Source organism: Nonomuraea sp. NPDC000554 (assembly GCF_040300065.1).
GTDB lineage: Bacteria > Actinomycetota > Actinomycetes > Streptosporangiales > Streptosporangiaceae > Nonomuraea.
In genome coordinates this window covers 184,051-198,112 of record NZ_JBEPDC010000018.1, presented here as the reverse complement: position 1 = coordinate 198,112, position 14,062 = coordinate 184,051, and the positions used below count along the sequence as shown (strand labels likewise).

Here is a 14,062-nt window from a genome sequence, read left to right as displayed (position 1 = left end):
CATCTCAACCGGTTCAACCGGACGCTCGGCTCACACAGCGGGGTGACACCCGGCGGGCCCGAGTGCCTGGAACACCGCGCGAGCCACCCGGGCGTCGTCCACGCTCCGGTTGACGCGCGCGTACCGACAGCGCCAGCCGCTCGTGCAGCCGGTGTCCGGCGGTGCGGGCCGTGGCCAGGTCCAGGGCCAGGGCCGCCGTCGTCGCGCTCCACCACGGCGAGGTTACGCACGGTGCACCTCCCGGTGCAGGGCGAGCGCGGCCGGCAGGGTGTCGCGGGCCTCCCCAGGGCGTGCAGGAATGATCGCCAGCGGCAACTGCTGGGCGTGGTGGTCCGCCACCCGCCACAGACTCCGCCCCGGCCCCCCGCCGGACGGTGAGGAAAGGAGAACGGAATGGTCCAGCGGAGCTGAGCTTCAGCCGCCAACGTCACAGGCGTCGGCCGATGGTGAGGACGGCCGACCAGTGGCGGGTGAGTCGTCCGTCCGGGCGTGCGGCGAGGCGGCGGCGTATCTCCTGGTAGAGGTGTTCGCGCTTGGCCGGCTCCATGGCGATGTGGCCGGAGAACGTATCGAGCAGAGCGATGTATTCGTCTACCGTGTAGGGCAAGGCCCATACGTAGAGCTTCGTCCCGACCACCGTGAAATGTCCGGAGGCATCGAACTCGGCGGCGGTGGGGTCGGGCTTGTCCTCGGGCGGTGACGGCGGCCACGGGTCGTCATGGTCTTCGCCGATCTCCTCATAGACCTTCTGGATCTCGGTGAAGAACGGGTCGAAGCCGGCCGGAAACGCGTGGCCGGCGTTCCATACGGCCAAGTGGCCGCCCTGGGTGAGGAGGGCGGCCGCCTTCGCGTACTTGACCTCCGGGTCCACCCACTTCCACGCCGTGGCCGCGAAGACGAGATCGAAGCGAACCCCTGTCGGCGGCTCCCAGCCTTCGAATGACGACGTGATCACCGAGACGTCGACGAACTCGGCGAGTCGGTGCCGCGCCTCCGCCGCCAGGGCTTCGCCGAGTTCTATCGCCGTGATCCGGAAGCCCGTCCGCGCCAAGGGCAGCGTGGCTTTCCCCGGGCCGCATCCGACTTCGAGCAGGTGCGCGGGTGGCGTGATCGCCGTGGCCGCGAGCAGGTCGGAATACAGCTCGGCCGGGTAGTCGGGACGCGCGTCTTGATAGAAGGCAGCCGCTCTGTCGAAGGTGGCTCGCAGCCGAAGATCGCGGGACATGCTCCAATCCTGACCGTGCCGCAACACCGCTGTCGCCCGCAGGTGGCCGTCGGCATCCGATGGGCGAGAAACCGAGGTCGAGGCACTGCTGCGCTACTACCGCCTCGCCGTCGGCTCTGCCCTCGACATGCGTGTGGACGGTGCCCTGCTGGGGTCAGCTGATGATCTGCGTGATCTCGTTGCGGTGCCGGGTGTACACCACCTTGCAGCGAGCGCCGTTGACCAGGGGCAGGAACGGCGGCACATGGCCACACTCGACGTCGGCGATGATCGGTACAGCGAGGCTGTGCAGGGCGTCGAGCACCGCCTCATGTTGGGTGAACGAGCCGGTGCCCGGTGCCCGGGTGCGACCGACGAGCACCGCGTTCGCGCTGGTGAAGAACCCGGCGAGCCGCATCCCATGCAGGTTGCGGCAGATCGTCGCCGCGTCGTGTCCGAACGCCTCGACGTAGACCACGAGCCCCTCAGGCGCCATGGCCCGGGCGAAGGACGCGACGTCGCCATAGGGGGTCCCGGTGAGGTTGCACAGGGTTTCGATGCAGCCTCCGATGAGGCGGCCCTCGACCTGCACGTCGCCGTCGGCGTCCAGGCGTGTCCAACGTCCGGGGGTGTCGAGCGTGAACTCGTGCGCTTCCGGAGTGGTCTCGTAGTCGTCCCATCCTTGCGCCCGGTAGCGGTTCGGCGGAGTCTGTGTGAACACCGTCCCCGGCTGCATCGTGGCGATGTCCAGCCAGCTGAGCAGCCCTTCGGGGGTGCGGTACGGCGTGTCCAGAAGGTTGTTGCCATGGATGGTCGCCGTCCCCGTGAGCAGGGTGAGTGGCGTGATGATCGTCGACATGTCGGAGTAGCCCACCATCCAGGTGGGATCGGCTTCACGTAGTGCGTCCCAGTCGAGGAGCGGCAGGAGGTCGATCGCGGTCTCCCCGCCCCACGGCGGCACGACGGCCCTGATCTGCGGGTCGGTGAGCATCCTCATCAGTTCGCCTGCTCGTTCGGCTGCCGGAGCGCTGATGTGCCTGGTGCCGTCCATGCAGTTCCCGACGACTACCTGATATCCGTGGGCCTCCACCGTGCGTATGGCTACCTGGAGGCGATCTCGCATGCTGTCGTCCAGACCGCTGGAGGGGGCGGTGACACCGACACGATCACCGGGACGTAAGGGGGCGGGGAAGCGCATATCCATACCCATGATCTTGGCGAGCCCTCTGCCGGATAGCGAGCTCATTTCACCGGCCGGCTCCCAGGACGTGAAGCACGACGCCGGTGCTGACCTCGTGACCACATCCGCAGGTCCGCGCGCGCGGGTGTGCGGGGCTCCTGATCAGGACCTGACCACCGCCGACGGCCGGGATGTCGCTGCTGGCGGCCCACACGCCGACTGGCTCTTTGCGGTGACGACCGCCGCGCTTGAGGCTAGATCGCTAGCTTGCTAGCATGACGTTGTGGGAGACGAGGAAGTGAAGCAGTTCAACGTGTACCTGCCCATCGGGTTGATCAAGCAGGTCAAGTACCGCGCCATCGAGTCGGAGCTGTCGCTGTCGGCGCTGGTCGCCGAGGCACTGCGCGCCTACCTCGATGATCCCCATCCGAAGCACGAACGACCGTCTGACAAGGAGACCTGACATGACGACCGAAGGCATCGAGGCCGTGTTCATGGAGACCCACAACTGGGGCAAGGCTGCGAAGTTCTTCCAGGCACTGGGTTATGAGCTGGAGTTCGCCACAGACCACAACTCCGGCCAGCTGCGCAACGGCGACGGCCCCTCCCTCTTCATCGCCGAGGTCCCCGAAGACCGGGAACCCCAGCTGCAGCTGGTGCTGAAGGTGCCAGATGCCGATGCGTTCCGCCCCGCCCCCGAGATGGAGATAGTCACCCCGTTCGAGGACACCCACTTCGGGACCAGGCTGATGACCGTCCGCGACCCCGACGGGCGGCTTTGGAGCCTTCAGGCCCCGGCCAAGAGCCGGCCGCAGGGAGACGGGGCGGACCATGAGTAACGAGCAGATCCCGGCTCAGAAAGGCACGGCGCTGCGGGTCGGCGTATCACGGGCCTGGGGAAGGTCGCCTGCGCGGGCTGAGCCCGATCGCCGCGATCGGCAACGCGCGAGAGGCGCCTTCGCCGTATCGCGGGCTTTGATGATCAGGCCACCAGCGACTGCTCGGCCAGTTCGGTCAGCGTCACGGTGCACAGGCCGCCGCGCTCGGTCTTCACGTCGGTCACCTGGAGTTGCGTGCCGGGGGCGAGGATGAACTCCTCCTCGCCGGTGAACGCGGAGAAGCTGCGGATGCCCACGGCCCGCTCGGGGATCACCTCGAAGAGCGTCCGCTTGCCGCGGCGGCCGAGGAACGCCTGGGCCACGCTCAGCTTCGACGTGCACGAGGACACGCCCCACCATGTCACGGTTCGGCCGAGCGGGTACTGCCCCCGCAGGTCCAGCGATACCCCGCGCCACAGCGGCTCCTTGCGGGCCGGCAGACGCGACACGGCCGAGAACAGGAGCCGCAGATACGGGAGGTAGGGGACGATCTGGGTGCGGTCCGGGTTGCGCAGGGTGGCGTTGATCTGCCGGTAGAAGGCCGACTCGCAGGTGTAGAGGTAGAGGGCCGCGACCTCGTCGGACGAGAGGGCGTTGACCGCGCCGTCCGTCTGCTTCTTGCCGAACTGGTGCGACTGCTCCACGTGCCAGTCGAGACCCGACAGCAGCTTGGCCACCGGGGTGACGGCCTCGCGGAAGTCCATGAGCGGGGTGTCGAACACGCCGGTGATCGCGGGGAGGACCAGCCCCTCGTCCTTGACGCTGGCGAGTCGTTCGAGGTAGAGCTGGTGCAGCTCCATCGTGGAGGCGATGAACGCCCCCATACGGTCGGCCGTGTCGTCGGCTTGCGCGGTGTTCCACCCCTTGCTGGGCAGCCAGTCGATCTCGTCGGCCCCGAGCGCCTTGAGCTCCGTGTTCACCGCGGCGAAGTGGTTCCCGTCGCAGAAGATGTCGCCCTGTGCCGCGGGGTTGGGGTGGTCGATGTGCCGGACCTGCACCTCGGGGTACTTCTTCTGCAGCCGGAGCACGACCTCTTTCAGGCTGCGGGCGTGCGCCCCCCACCACGCGAACACGACGCCCCGGTCCTTCTCGTCGGCGTCCTGCTTGGCCTTGAGGATCTCTTCGACGAGCTTCTCGACGGCCGGTCGCCAGAACGCGGTGTGCCGGTCGGTGGCCATCGCCCCGTCGCTGCTGGCGGTGAGTGCCGCGTTCAAGAGCAACACGCCCTGCGTGAGCATCGCCTGGAACCACTCCGGCGGCTGCACGGTGTCGTGCTCCTTCAGGAGTGCCCGGATGTCGGCGATCGGCGTCTTCTTGGGGATGCCGTGCTTCCACATCGCCGCCGCCTTGATGATGCAGCGGATGGTGATGACCTTGCCGAACTGGCTGTCCTTCCAGTCATGGAAGGTGTTGTCGAACATGGCGATGCCGGTGGCGCTCTCGGCCCGCGGGTACGGGTTCTGGCCGAAGACGACGACCTTCCACTTGTGCGGCGGGTTGGGCTTGAGCGCCTGGAAGGTCAGCTCCCGGACGGGCACGACGTTCGGGCCGCGGTCCGGGCCGATGAACGTGGCCGCGGCCGGCTGCGCCTCGATGACCGGCTTCAGGAGTGGCAGCCACGGCTCGCCGCCGTCCTTGAAGAGTTCGGCGAGGGCCAGCGGGTCGTTCGGGTCGGGCGGGGTGGGGGCGCTGGTGTCGCGCATCGGGGGCTCCCGGAGTGGCGAGCCGTGCCGGTGACGGCACGGGTGATCGGGGTGGGGAACGGTGCCGCGCGAAGACCCCGGAGCCGGAGAACCAGAAAGCCCACGGCTCTTCTCAGTTGTGTCAAGGCCATGATCCGCGGAAGGCTCACGGCAGGCTAACCCCGGGTCGGTACGTTGGCAAACGCCAAGATCGCCCCCGATCTCCAACCAAGATCTCGTCCGCCCGCGTGGCGCGGTATCGTCGTGGACGCCGGAAATCCCCTCCCCGCAACCGGAGTGAGCCATGACCGTCGAACGCGTGCAGCCGCCGCTCAAGGTAGTGCTGGCGGACGTCAACGCGAAGGTCGTGGAGTCGTGGCGGGCGGCGTTCGCCGACACCCCCGCGATCGAGATCCACCAGGGGTCGCTCCTCGACCAGCACGTCGACGCCTGGGTCAACCCGACCAACTCCCGCGGGCGGATGGACGGCGGGGTCGACGCGGTCATCAAGAAACACCTCGGGGCGGGGATCCAGCTGCGCGTCCAGCGGGCGATCCGCGATCAGTTCGACGGGTCGCTGCCGGTGGGAAGCGCCGTGTGCGTACCGTCCGGGGCGGTCAACCCGAAGTTCCTGATCTCGACGCCGACGATGGTGCAGTCGGTGCAGAACGTGAGCGAGACGCTGAACGTGGCTCTGGCGTGCGCCGCCGCGTTCCAGGCCATCCACATGCAGAACGAGAAGGAGCCGGGCAGCATCGAGTCGGTGGCGCTGGTCGGCATGGGCGCGGCGACGGGCCGGGTGCCGCCGCAGGTGTGCGCCAACCTGATGTGGACGGGCTACACCCTGTTCAACGACTACTACTTCCGCGACTACGACGACCTGCGGAAGACGATCCGCGAGCAACTCGACGACCTCGAGAGCCGCCCTGAGGAGGAGCGGGTGCGGATCAAGCCGCCGCGGACGTGATGACTGGGCGGGCGAGGAATCGGCCCGACCGGATGAGTCGCAGACGTTCGTGGCGACCCGGTGCGACCAGGAGCGCGACCGCCGGAACTCATCGCCGCATGACTCTAGAATTCAGGGTGTGACCGCCAACAACTCCCCGGTCGTCGGCGCGCAGACCCTCGACAGGGGGATCCGGCTGCTCTGGCATCTGGCCGAGCGCCCAGGCGGAGCGACGATGATGGAGATCGCGCGAGCCCTGGAGCTGAACCGTACGGCCGTGCACCGCATGCTGGAGACTCTGACCACCCACAACCTGGTCCACCGCACCGGCGACAAGCGCTTCCACCTCTCCTACGGCCTGGTCGAGCTGGCCTCCGCGGTCGACAGCGACCTGCGCGGGATCGCCTACCCGGTGATGGCCGAGCTGGCCGACGCGACCGGCGCGACGGCCAACCTGATGGTGCCGATCAGCGACACCGAGGTGCAGGCGGTGCTCGTGGTGGAGCCGCGGCTGGCGGCCGTCCACCTGGCCTTCAGGTCCGGCAACCGGCACCAGATCGACCGCGGCTCGGGCGGCATCGCGATCCTCGCGGGCCGCCCGCCCAAGCCGGACGACCCGGAGGACGTGGTCAGGGCGCGGTCACTCGGCTACGCGATCACCAAGGGCCACGTGCTGCCCGGCATCACCGGCATCTCGGTGCCCGTGCTGACCCCGTCCACGATGCCCGAGACCAGCCTGGGAGTGTCGCTGGTCGATGAGGCCGCGGTTCCGGACGTCGCCCCGCGTGTGGTGAAGGCGGGGGCCGAGCTGAGCGCTCAGCTGTTCACGGTGGGCCCGCGCTGAGAACGCACCCAGCCGGGTGAGAGCTCGTCGGTGACGCGCTGCCGCAGGTACTCGTCGAAGACGACGGTACGGCCGGCGATGCCCCAGCGACCCTCCCGCCGTTCGAACCGGTCGAGGTAGCGGCAGCGGATCACGGCCAGTTCCTGGTCGCTCTCCCCGCCCTTCCTGGCCTGGCGCAGGTAGCACAGGCAGTAGGACTCGACGTCGGCGCTGTCGGGTCCGGTGAGGTCCACCAGCACGTTGGTGATGAAGTGCTGGGACGAGTCGATGGTGCGGTGCCGCCCGCGGATGTCCTCGAGCAGCCCGTCGATCGGACCGTGGTACCCGCCGTGGTCGTCGATCGCGTCGGGCCAGTAGCAGGCCCTGATGCCGTCGAGGTCGAGCCGGTCCACCGCCCGGGCGTAGCGGTAGAGGACGTCGGCGATGTCCAGCCGGTCGTTCATCGGAGCGCCTCCCGTCCCGCGATCCTGCCGAAGACCAGCGCGTGGGCGATGGAGTTGCCGCCGCCCACGTAGCGCTCGCCGAGTACGCCGCCCGCCGCCTCGCCTGCGGCGTACAGGCCGGGCACCGCGCGCCCCTCGGTGGTGTGGACCCGCGCCCGGCCGTCGATCCGCAGGCCCGTGTGGGTGCAGACGAGCTCGGCCGGCAGCATGCGCACCGCGTAGAAGGGCGGGTCGGCGATCGGGGCCAGGCGCGGGTCGACGTTCTTGGCGGCCAGCGACTCGTGCCGCAGGAAGTCCGCGTCGTGGCCGGCGGTCATGAGGCGGTTGAAGCGGCTCACGCTCTCGGCCAGGACGTGCCCGGGAACGTCCATCTCGACGGCCAGCTCCGCCAGCGTGGTGGCCCGCCGTACCGTCTTCTCCTCCAGGACCCGGGCGGGGGTCCAGTCGGCGTAGCCGTCGGGCAGGCCGAGGCGGGCGGCCTCGTCGAAGACGGCCCACACCCAGCCGCCGTGGTCCTTGAGGATGCCGGGGCTGACGGCGTAGGGGGCGTCCTCGTCCATGCAGCGCAGGCCGGCGCGGTTGACGTGGATGCGCGAGGGCGGGGGGAAGCCGCTCTGCCAGTGGTGGAAGCGCTGGAACTCGGCGGTGACCAGCAGCAGCCCCCAGCCCTGGCCGAACAGGTCGAGGCCGTGGCGTTCGGCGAGGGAGACGTGGTCGCCCCGGCTGCCGGGGGCGGCCACCACGAAGTACTCCTCCCCGGCCTCGGGAAAGTACCTGCGGACCAGGGCGGGGTCCCGGGCCAGGCCGCCGCTGGCGATGACGACCGAGCGGGCGGTGACGCCGTCCTCGCCGACCCGCACGCCGGTGACGGCGCCGGTGCGAGCAGGGCCCTCCCGCAGCAGGTCGGTGACCCGGCTGCCGAGGGCCAGCTCGACGCCCAGGCTTCTGCGGGCCCGCTCGAGCGTCTGGATCAGCCCGTATCCCTGGTCCTTGGGGACGTGGCCGCGCCAGACGTCCTCCACCCCGGCCCTGGTCAGGCCAGGCATGTGCGCGTTGCGCGAGACCTGGGCGGGGATCTCCACGTCCAGCTCGACCAACCAGTCGATGAGCGAGGCGGACTCCTGGCAGAACACGCGCGTCGGGCCGGGCAGCACCCGCCACTGGTTGAGGTCCATGTAGTGCTGGAACATCCGCTCGGGGGTGTCGTCCACGCCCAGCGCGCGCTGCACGCTCGTGCCCGCGGCGGTCAGCATCCCGGCCGACAGCTGGGTGGAGCCGCCGATCTCCGCCTCCGACTCGATGATCAGGACGCTTCCGCCCTGCTGGGCGGCCGAAACCGCGGCCGCCAGGCCCGCGCCGCCGGCGCCCACCACGACCACGTCGTAGTCCGTCATACGTGCTGCGACCCCCCATCGACCGGGAGGACCGCGCCCGTGACGTACCTGGCGCTGTCGGACAGCAGGAAGTACAGGGCGCCAAACACCTCGACGGGCGCGCCGATCCTGCGCAACGGGACCGTGGTCAGCGCCCGCTCCAGCGCGACCGGGTCCTCCTGGACCCATCGGGTCATCTCGGTGTCGATGAAGCCGGGCGCGATGGCGTTGACCCGAATGCCGTACGGCCCCAGCTCCACGGCCATGCAGGAGGTCAGGTGGCGCACGGCGGCCTTGGAGGAGTTGTAGGCGGCCCTGGTCACCCTGACCCGGACGCCGGCGACCGAGGCCATGTTGACGATCACACCTCCGCCGTGGTCGCGCATGTGGCGGGCCGCCGTCTGCCCGCCGTACGCGACGCCGTTGACGTTGACCTGATAGGTGGAGGTGAGCTGGTCCGGCGGGATCTCGGTGAACTCGGCCTGGGGGAAGACCCCGGCGTTGTTGATCCAGAAGTCGACCCGGCCGTACGCGTCCAGGGCGCGGGCCAGCAGGGCGTCGTGATCGGCCGGATCGGTGACGTCCATCCGCATCCCGACGCCCTCGACCTTCTCCGCGACCGCGGCCATGCGGTCGCCGTCGAGGTCGCCGCCGACCACGTGGATGTCGCGGCGGGCCAGCTCCTCCATGAAGACCGCGCCCATGCCCTGGGCGGCGCCGGTCACGACGGCGACCCGGCCGGCCAGCTCGGGGTTGAGCGCGGGGATGGGGCTGGTGTCTGTTCTCATCAATGCTGCTCCTTGGTGGGCTGCTCCTTGGCGGCTGCTTCTTGGCGGAGGGTGACGACTCGTTCGGCGATCAGCCGGCGCCCGTCCCGCTCGACGAGCCGATCGCGCAGCTCGGTCACCCGGACGATCCGCGTGCCGTCGAGGACGAGCAGGACCGACCTGGCGTACGGGCCGTCGAGCCAGACGTTGGTGATCACGTGTCGTCCGGCCGGATTGTCGCGGGCGAAGGCCGCGGCGAACTCGGCGAGCGCCCGGCGGCCTCGGACGGGCGCCGGATAGGTCGGCGAGCTGAACACGCCGTCCTCGGTGAAGGTCTCGGCCCACTCCTGCGCGCGGCCGGTGTCGATCGCGTGCGCCTGCCGCGCGAGCAGGTGCAGGATCTCGGTGTACGGCGGGCTCATTCGCTCAGGTCCGTGGTGAGGCGGTGGTAGATGCCGCCGGAGACCAGGCCGCCGTCGACGACCAACTCCGTGCCGCTGACGTAGGACGCCTCGTCGGAGAGCAGGAAGAGCACGGCGGCCGCCACCTCCTGCGGCGCGGCCACCCGCCGGCTGGGGACCGCGCGCAGGCTCTCGGTCACGAACCTGTCCTCTCCCGAGCGCAGCAGCGGCGTGTCGACCAGTCCCGGATGGACCGAGTTCACCCGGATGCCGTCCCCGGCGAACTCCAGCGCGCCGACCTTGGTCAGCCCGCGGACGCCCCACTTGCTGGTGCCGTACGCCGCGGAGAAGTAGCCCAGCATCCCGGCGATGGACGAGACGTTCACGATCGCCGCGTTCCCGGCCCTGGCCAGCGCCGGGGCGAGGAACTTCATGCCGTAGAACACGCTGGACAGGTTGACGTCCATCACCCGGCGCCAGTCCTCGACCCCGGTGGCGGCGATGCCGTGGCGGAAGGAGATCCCGGCGTTGTTGACCAGCCCGTGCAGCACGTCCAACGCCTCGGCGAGCCGCTGCCACTCCTCCGGCTCGGCCACGTTCATCGGGTACGGCGTGGCCGCGCCGCCTCGCCGGACGATCTCGTCGGAAACCGTGCGGGCGGAATCGCCGTTGAGGTCGGCCACCCACACCTCGGCCCCCTCGGCGGCCAGGGCGAGTGCCTCGGCGCGGCCCATGCCGCTGCCCGCGCCGGTCACCACGACGGTCCTGTCGGTGAAGCGGGCGGTCACAGGCTCAGCTCCGTCCCCTTGGTCTCCTTGAGGGCGAAGGAGGCGCCCAGGCTGATCACCGCGCAGAGCACGAAGTATCCGGCGGGAGCCAGCGTGTTGCCGCTCACGCTCACCAGCAGCGTCGCGATGAACGGCGCCGTGCCGCCGAGCACCATGTTGGTCAGGTTGTTGCTCAGCGCGATGCCGCTGTAGCGCACACGGGCGCGCAGCATCTCGGCGTAGGCGGCGAAGGAGACGCCGTTGACCACCGACACGCACATGAACAGCACCGACTGGGCCACCACCGCCCAGCCGGGCGCGCCGTCCGCCATCAGCATGAACATCGGCACCCCGAGCAGCGCGGCCGCGGCGGAGCCCGCCAGGCAAACCGGCTTCCTGCCGTATCTGTCGCCCAGGTAGCCGGAGATCGGCAGGGTGATCACGCCGACGACCATCGCCACGCAGGTGGAGGCGAAGGCGAGCTGCGGGGAGCGGCCTCCGGCGGTCTGCAGGTAGGTGGCGGCGTAGACGGAGGCGATGTAGTAACCGCCGGTGATGACCGCGCCGAGCAGGACGATCGTGACGATCTGCCGCCAGGAGGTCTGGATCAGCGCGAGGAACGGCACCTTGACCACGTCCTGCCGCTCCTCCAGGGCCTCGAACTGCGGGGTGTCCTGCATGGAGTTGCGGATCCACAGCCCGACCAGGCCGATGACCAGGCTGAGCAGGAACGGGATCCGCCAGGCCCACTCCGCGATCTGCTCCTTGCTCATGGTCGAGCTGAGCAGCAACGCCATCAGCGAGGCGAACAGCGAGCCGAGGTAGGTGCCCGAGTTGACCATCGAGGTCTGGAAGGCCCTCCAGCGCGCGGGCGCGTGCTCGGAGACGAAGGAGTTGGCCCCGCCCAGCTCGCCCCCGGCCGCGAAGCCTTGCAGGCAGCGGCAGAGCACCAGCAACGTGGTGGCCCACACGCCGAGGGTGGCGTACGTGGGCAGCAGCCCCATGATCGTGGTGGCGATCGCCATCAGGAGGATCGTCCAGGTCAGCGCCTTCTTACGGCCGTACTTGTCGCCGATGTGGCCGAAGAGGATGCCACCGGGCACGCGGAGGAAGAAGGCGACGGCGAAGGTGGCGAACGTACCCAGGATGGCGGCCGTCGGGTCGTCCTTCACGAAGAAGTGGGCGCTGATCATGGTGGCCATGTAGCCGTAGATGCCGAAGTCGTAGTACTCGACGACGGTGCCCAGGATGGCGGCGCGGATTACTTTGGCGGTGGATTGGACGGGTTTCTGGTGGATGCCAAGCGTGTTCGCCATGGGACGTCCTCTGGGGGATGCGTTCAATTAACGAACGCTATGTTCGTTAATTGGGGAGTCTAAACACGCTCACCGCGCATTGGCAACGGTCTGTGAGGACGGCCGGCGTTCGCCGCCGACGACGTACCGGCAGCATGGGCGGTGCACAACCGCGCCTGGAGAGCGCGCGCAGGCGCTGGGCCGACAGCCGCGCTGGTCGGACTCGTCAGGGGTCTACACACCAGCCGCGCGAACAAGGGAGAATCTCGACGATGAGCATAACTCCCGCCCAGTTACGCGACCTCGCCAGTCGTGCCGACGCGCTCTGCGCCGAGGCCCGCGCCCTGTACGCCGGCCTGCCCGCCGAATCGCCCGAACGCGCCCACCTCCAGGCGGCGCACCATGCGGCGGAATGGCTGAAGAGAGCGGGCGAGGACCTGCTGCGGGCGGCCGGAGACCTGGCTCAGTTCCGATCCCTGTCCGAGCAGGAGTGCGGCTTCCCGTGGGGCGTCTGCCCCGAGCACGGCAACACGCTCTCCTCCATGGCCAACGTGACCACCTGCCGGGTGTGCCGCCGCACCTGGAACTACGACCGGCGCGGCCAGAAGTGCCGCGAGCCGGTGACGTGGAAGGTGACCGACCAGGTTGGAGCGGAGAGCCTGATGTGCGACGGGCACGTCCTCGGCGCTCGCGCGGCCATGCACGGCGCCACCTTCATGCGCCTCGACGTCGTCCAGGAGCCTGACGACCTCAGCGGAGGGCTGTAGGCAGGCTGGCGCCCTGGTTCTTCCTGAGCTCCTCGACCAGCTTGAGGAACTCGGACTGGGAGGCGGCGAACTTCATGGTGGTCTTCTTCGGGTCGGTCGCGACGAAGTAGAGCCAGGAGCCTTCGGCCGGCCTCAGTGCCGCTTTGATGGCGTCTTCACCCGGATTGTCGATGGGGCCGGGCGGCAGGCCGAACCGCTTGTAGGTGTTGTACCGCGAGCGGCTCCTGAGATCGTCGTTCGAGGCCTTGACGCCGTATTTGTTCAGGTCGTACAGGAGCGGGCTGTCCAGTTGCAGCCTCATCTCGGGCTTGTGGTCGAGCCGGTTGTAGATGACCCGCGCGATCTTGGGCATGTCGCGGACGTCGCCCGCCTCGGCCTGGACGATGCTGGCGATGATCACGATCTCCAGTGGCGTCCGGCCGGCACGCCGGGCACCGTCCACGAGGTCGTTGTCGTCAGCGAAGCGATTGAAACGGGCCACCATCGCGGCGAGGAGCTCGTCGGGAGTCGACGTGGACGAGACCTCGTACGTGGCGGGAAAGGCGAAGCCTTCCAGCTCGCCCTTGGCGTAGGCCGGAAGGCCGAGCGCCTCGCCCTTCTCGGCGGCCCTGACGAACTCCGCCAGCGGCCTGCCGGTGGCGGCCGACAGCTGCCGCAGGGTGTCCGAGAGTCGCAGCCCCGCCTTCACCGTCAGGACGTGTGCGGCCCGCGCCGTGGAGCCGGGCCCGGTGGAGGGCGCTCCCGGCCGGGAGGACAGGCCGTCGACCACGAGCGTGGAGCCGAGGGCCAGCACGGCGACCGCTGCCGCCGCCGCGAGGGCGAGGCCGCGTCGGCGCGGTCGGACCTGGAGGAACCGGCCCGGTGGGGGCGGCGGTTCCTCGTCAGCCATCTCGGAGAGGGTCTGGCGGAGCAGGTCCTCGACGTTCATCGAAACTCCCTCACGGTGGTCAGTTCGGGCGCGGCCTTTTTCAGACGCTCCAGGGACCGGTAGATCTGGCTGCGTACCGACCCCACCCCGACGCCGAGCAGCTGCGCGATCTCGGTCTCGGACAGGTCTTCGAAGTAGCGCAGCACGAGCACGGTCCGCTGCCGGGGCGTCAGGCGGGCCAGAGCCGCGCGCATCACCAGGCGAAGATCGGCGGCCTCGGCGTGCCCGTCGCCGATCTGGTCGGGCAGCCATCCGGTGGGCACCTCGGTGACGCGGGAACGGCGCCGCCACCAGCTCACCCGTTCGTGGTACATGGCTCGGCGGACGTACCCCTCGATGGCGGCCGGGTCGCGCAGGCCGCGCCACTTGGCGGCCGTCTTGGCCAGCGCCGACTGCACCAGGTCCTCGGCGGCGTGCCGGTCACCGGTCAGCAGGTACGCGGTACGGAACAGCGCGGCCGACCGATCGACGACGAACTCCCGGAGTGCCGTCTCAAATCCTGGATCCACCCGTCCTCCTCGCGATGTCACCAAGCAAGGACGCGGGCAGAACACCGATCTATGCCGGTGTCACCGAACTTGCCCCTG

At 69.5% G+C, this 14,062-nt stretch carries 16 protein-coding genes; 5 read left to right on the top strand and 11 right to left on the bottom strand.

All coding sequences use genetic code 11. From position 1 onward, the window contains the following. Window positions 1–427: 427 nt before the first annotated feature. Together ABT294_RS31130 and ABT294_RS31125 are read right to left on the bottom strand one after the other, a co-directional pair. A complete protein-coding gene (locus ABT294_RS31130) occupies window positions 428–1,225 on the bottom strand; it encodes a class I SAM-dependent methyltransferase (RefSeq protein ID WP_350809861.1) in 798 nt (265 codons plus the stop codon). A gap of 154 nt (window positions 1,226–1,379) precedes the next feature. Continuing rightward, complete coding sequence (locus ABT294_RS31125) at window positions 1,380–2,402, bottom strand: S66 family peptidase (RefSeq protein ID WP_350809889.1); 1,023 nt, start codon at window positions 2,400–2,402, stop codon at window positions 1,380–1,382. Between the two features lie 265 nt (window positions 2,403–2,667). Between ABT294_RS31125 and ABT294_RS31120 the strand changes: the two genes are divergently transcribed. Together ABT294_RS31120 and ABT294_RS31115 are read left to right on the top strand one after the other, a co-directional pair. Next, on the top strand, window positions 2,668–2,847 hold the full coding sequence (locus tag ABT294_RS31120) for a ribbon-helix-helix domain-containing protein (RefSeq protein WP_350809860.1): 180 nt from the start codon (window positions 2,668–2,670) through the stop codon (window positions 2,845–2,847). A gap of 1 nt (window position 2,848) precedes the next feature. Beyond that, entirely contained in the window at window positions 2,849–3,223 is a 375-nt protein-coding gene (locus ABT294_RS31115; RefSeq protein WP_350809859.1) for a VOC family protein, read from the top strand. A gap of 143 nt (window positions 3,224–3,366) precedes the next feature. Here the strand turns inward: ABT294_RS31115 and ABT294_RS31110 are convergent, their stop codons facing one another. After that, on the bottom strand, window positions 3,367–4,965 hold the full coding sequence (locus ABT294_RS31110; protein ID WP_350809858.1) for an ADP-ribosyltransferase domain-containing protein: 1,599 nt from the start codon (window positions 4,963–4,965) through the stop codon (window positions 3,367–3,369). Window positions 4,966–5,248: 283 nt separating this feature from the next. Here ABT294_RS31110 and ABT294_RS31105 point away from each other — a divergent pair, with 283 nt between their 5' ends. Both ABT294_RS31105 and ABT294_RS31100 read left to right on the top strand, forming a co-directional pair. After that, entirely contained in the window at window positions 5,249–5,911 is a 663-nt protein-coding gene (locus ABT294_RS31105; protein ID WP_350809857.1) for a macro domain-containing protein, read from the top strand. A 118-nt stretch (window positions 5,912–6,029) separates the two neighbouring features. Then, complete coding sequence (locus ABT294_RS31100) at window positions 6,030–6,734, top strand: IclR family transcriptional regulator (RefSeq protein WP_350809856.1); 705 nt, start codon at window positions 6,030–6,032, stop codon at window positions 6,732–6,734. On the opposite strand, the gene ABT294_RS31095 is transcribed toward ABT294_RS31100, so the two are convergent. Genes ABT294_RS31095 through ABT294_RS31070 form a run of 6 tightly spaced genes read right to left on the bottom strand, consistent with a single transcriptional unit; the run spans window position 6,707 to window position 11,801 of the window. Further along, the gene (locus tag ABT294_RS31095) at window positions 6,707–7,177 is read right to left on the bottom strand and encodes a nuclear transport factor 2 family protein (protein ID WP_350809855.1); all 471 of its coding nucleotides are present in this window, start codon (window positions 7,175–7,177) and stop codon (window positions 6,707–6,709) included. The genes ABT294_RS31100 and ABT294_RS31095 overlap by 28 nt on opposite strands. Beyond that, window positions 7,174–8,571, bottom strand: coding sequence for an FAD-dependent oxidoreductase (locus tag ABT294_RS31090; RefSeq protein WP_350809854.1), 1,398 nt, complete (start codon window positions 8,569–8,571; stop codon window positions 7,174–7,176). Before ABT294_RS31090 ends, ABT294_RS31095 begins: the two co-directional genes overlap by 4 nt. Then, complete coding sequence (locus ABT294_RS31085) at window positions 8,568–9,338, bottom strand: SDR family NAD(P)-dependent oxidoreductase (RefSeq protein ID WP_350809853.1); 771 nt, start codon at window positions 9,336–9,338, stop codon at window positions 8,568–8,570. Before ABT294_RS31085 ends, ABT294_RS31090 begins: the two co-directional genes overlap by 4 nt. Next, window positions 9,338–9,739, bottom strand: coding sequence for a nuclear transport factor 2 family protein (locus ABT294_RS31080; protein WP_350809852.1), 402 nt, complete (start codon window positions 9,737–9,739; stop codon window positions 9,338–9,340). The genes ABT294_RS31085 and ABT294_RS31080 overlap by 1 nt, the downstream gene beginning before the upstream one ends. Continuing rightward, entirely contained in the window at window positions 9,736–10,506 is a 771-nt protein-coding gene (locus ABT294_RS31075) for an SDR family NAD(P)-dependent oxidoreductase (protein ID WP_350809851.1), read from the bottom strand. Before ABT294_RS31075 ends, ABT294_RS31080 begins: the two co-directional genes overlap by 4 nt. After that, window positions 10,503–11,801, bottom strand: a complete 1,299-nt coding sequence (locus ABT294_RS31070; RefSeq protein ID WP_350809850.1) for an MFS transporter — start codon at window positions 11,799–11,801, stop codon at window positions 10,503–10,505. The genes ABT294_RS31075 and ABT294_RS31070 overlap by 4 nt, the downstream gene beginning before the upstream one ends. Before the next feature lie 251 nt (window positions 11,802–12,052). On the opposite strand from ABT294_RS31070, the gene ABT294_RS31065 reads away from it, so the two are divergent. After that, window positions 12,053–12,547: a hypothetical protein gene (locus ABT294_RS31065; protein ID WP_350809849.1), complete on the top strand. Its 495-nt coding sequence runs from the start codon at window positions 12,053–12,055 to the stop codon at window positions 12,545–12,547. Here the strand turns inward: ABT294_RS31065 and mltG are convergent. Together mltG and ABT294_RS31055 are read right to left on the bottom strand one after the other, a co-directional pair. Beyond that, window positions 12,531–13,475, bottom strand: coding sequence for an endolytic transglycosylase MltG (gene mltG / locus ABT294_RS31060; protein ID WP_350809848.1), 945 nt, complete (start codon window positions 13,473–13,475; stop codon window positions 12,531–12,533). The genes ABT294_RS31065 and mltG overlap by 17 nt on opposite strands. Further along, entirely contained in the window at window positions 13,472–13,984 is a 513-nt protein-coding gene (locus ABT294_RS31055; protein WP_350809847.1) for a SigE family RNA polymerase sigma factor, read from the bottom strand. Before ABT294_RS31055 ends, mltG begins: the two co-directional genes overlap by 4 nt. Window positions 13,985–14,062: the final 78 nt, after the last annotated feature.

What these genes read in the sequence shown, in the direction of transcription:
- ABT294_RS31130 (WP_350809861.1), bottom strand. Translation starts at nt 1,225, where the DNA reads ATGTCCCGCGATCTTCGGCTGCGAGCCACCTTCGACAGAGCGGCTGCC.
- ABT294_RS31125 (WP_350809889.1), bottom strand. Translation starts at nt 2,402, where the DNA reads ATGCGCTTCCCCGCCCCCTTACGTCCCGGTGATCGTGTCGGTGTCACC.
- ABT294_RS31115 (WP_350809859.1), top strand. Translation starts at nt 2,849, where the DNA reads ATGACGACCGAAGGCATCGAGGCCGTGTTCATGGAGACCCACAACTGG.
- ABT294_RS31110 (WP_350809858.1), bottom strand. Translation starts at nt 4,965, where the DNA reads ATGCGCGACACCAGCGCCCCCACCCCGCCCGACCCGAACGACCCGCTG.
- ABT294_RS31105 (WP_350809857.1), top strand. Translation starts at nt 5,249, where the DNA reads ATGACCGTCGAACGCGTGCAGCCGCCGCTCAAGGTAGTGCTGGCGGAC.
- ABT294_RS31095 (WP_350809855.1), bottom strand. Translation starts at nt 7,177, where the DNA reads ATGAACGACCGGCTGGACATCGCCGACGTCCTCTACCGCTACGCCCGG.
- ABT294_RS31090 (WP_350809854.1), bottom strand. Translation starts at nt 8,571, where the DNA reads ATGACGGACTACGACGTGGTCGTGGTGGGCGCCGGCGGCGCGGGCCTG.
- ABT294_RS31085 (WP_350809853.1), bottom strand. Translation starts at nt 9,338, where the DNA reads ATGAGAACAGACACCAGCCCCATCCCCGCGCTCAACCCCGAGCTGGCC.
- ABT294_RS31080 (WP_350809852.1), bottom strand. Translation starts at nt 9,739, where the DNA reads ATGAGCCCGCCGTACACCGAGATCCTGCACCTGCTCGCGCGGCAGGCG.
- ABT294_RS31070 (WP_350809850.1), bottom strand. Translation starts at nt 11,801, where the DNA reads ATGGCGAACACGCTTGGCATCCACCAGAAACCCGTCCAATCCACCGCC.
- ABT294_RS31065 (WP_350809849.1), top strand. Translation starts at nt 12,053, where the DNA reads ATGAGCATAACTCCCGCCCAGTTACGCGACCTCGCCAGTCGTGCCGAC.
- mltG (WP_350809848.1), bottom strand. Translation starts at nt 13,475, where the DNA reads ATGAACGTCGAGGACCTGCTCCGCCAGACCCTCTCCGAGATGGCTGAC.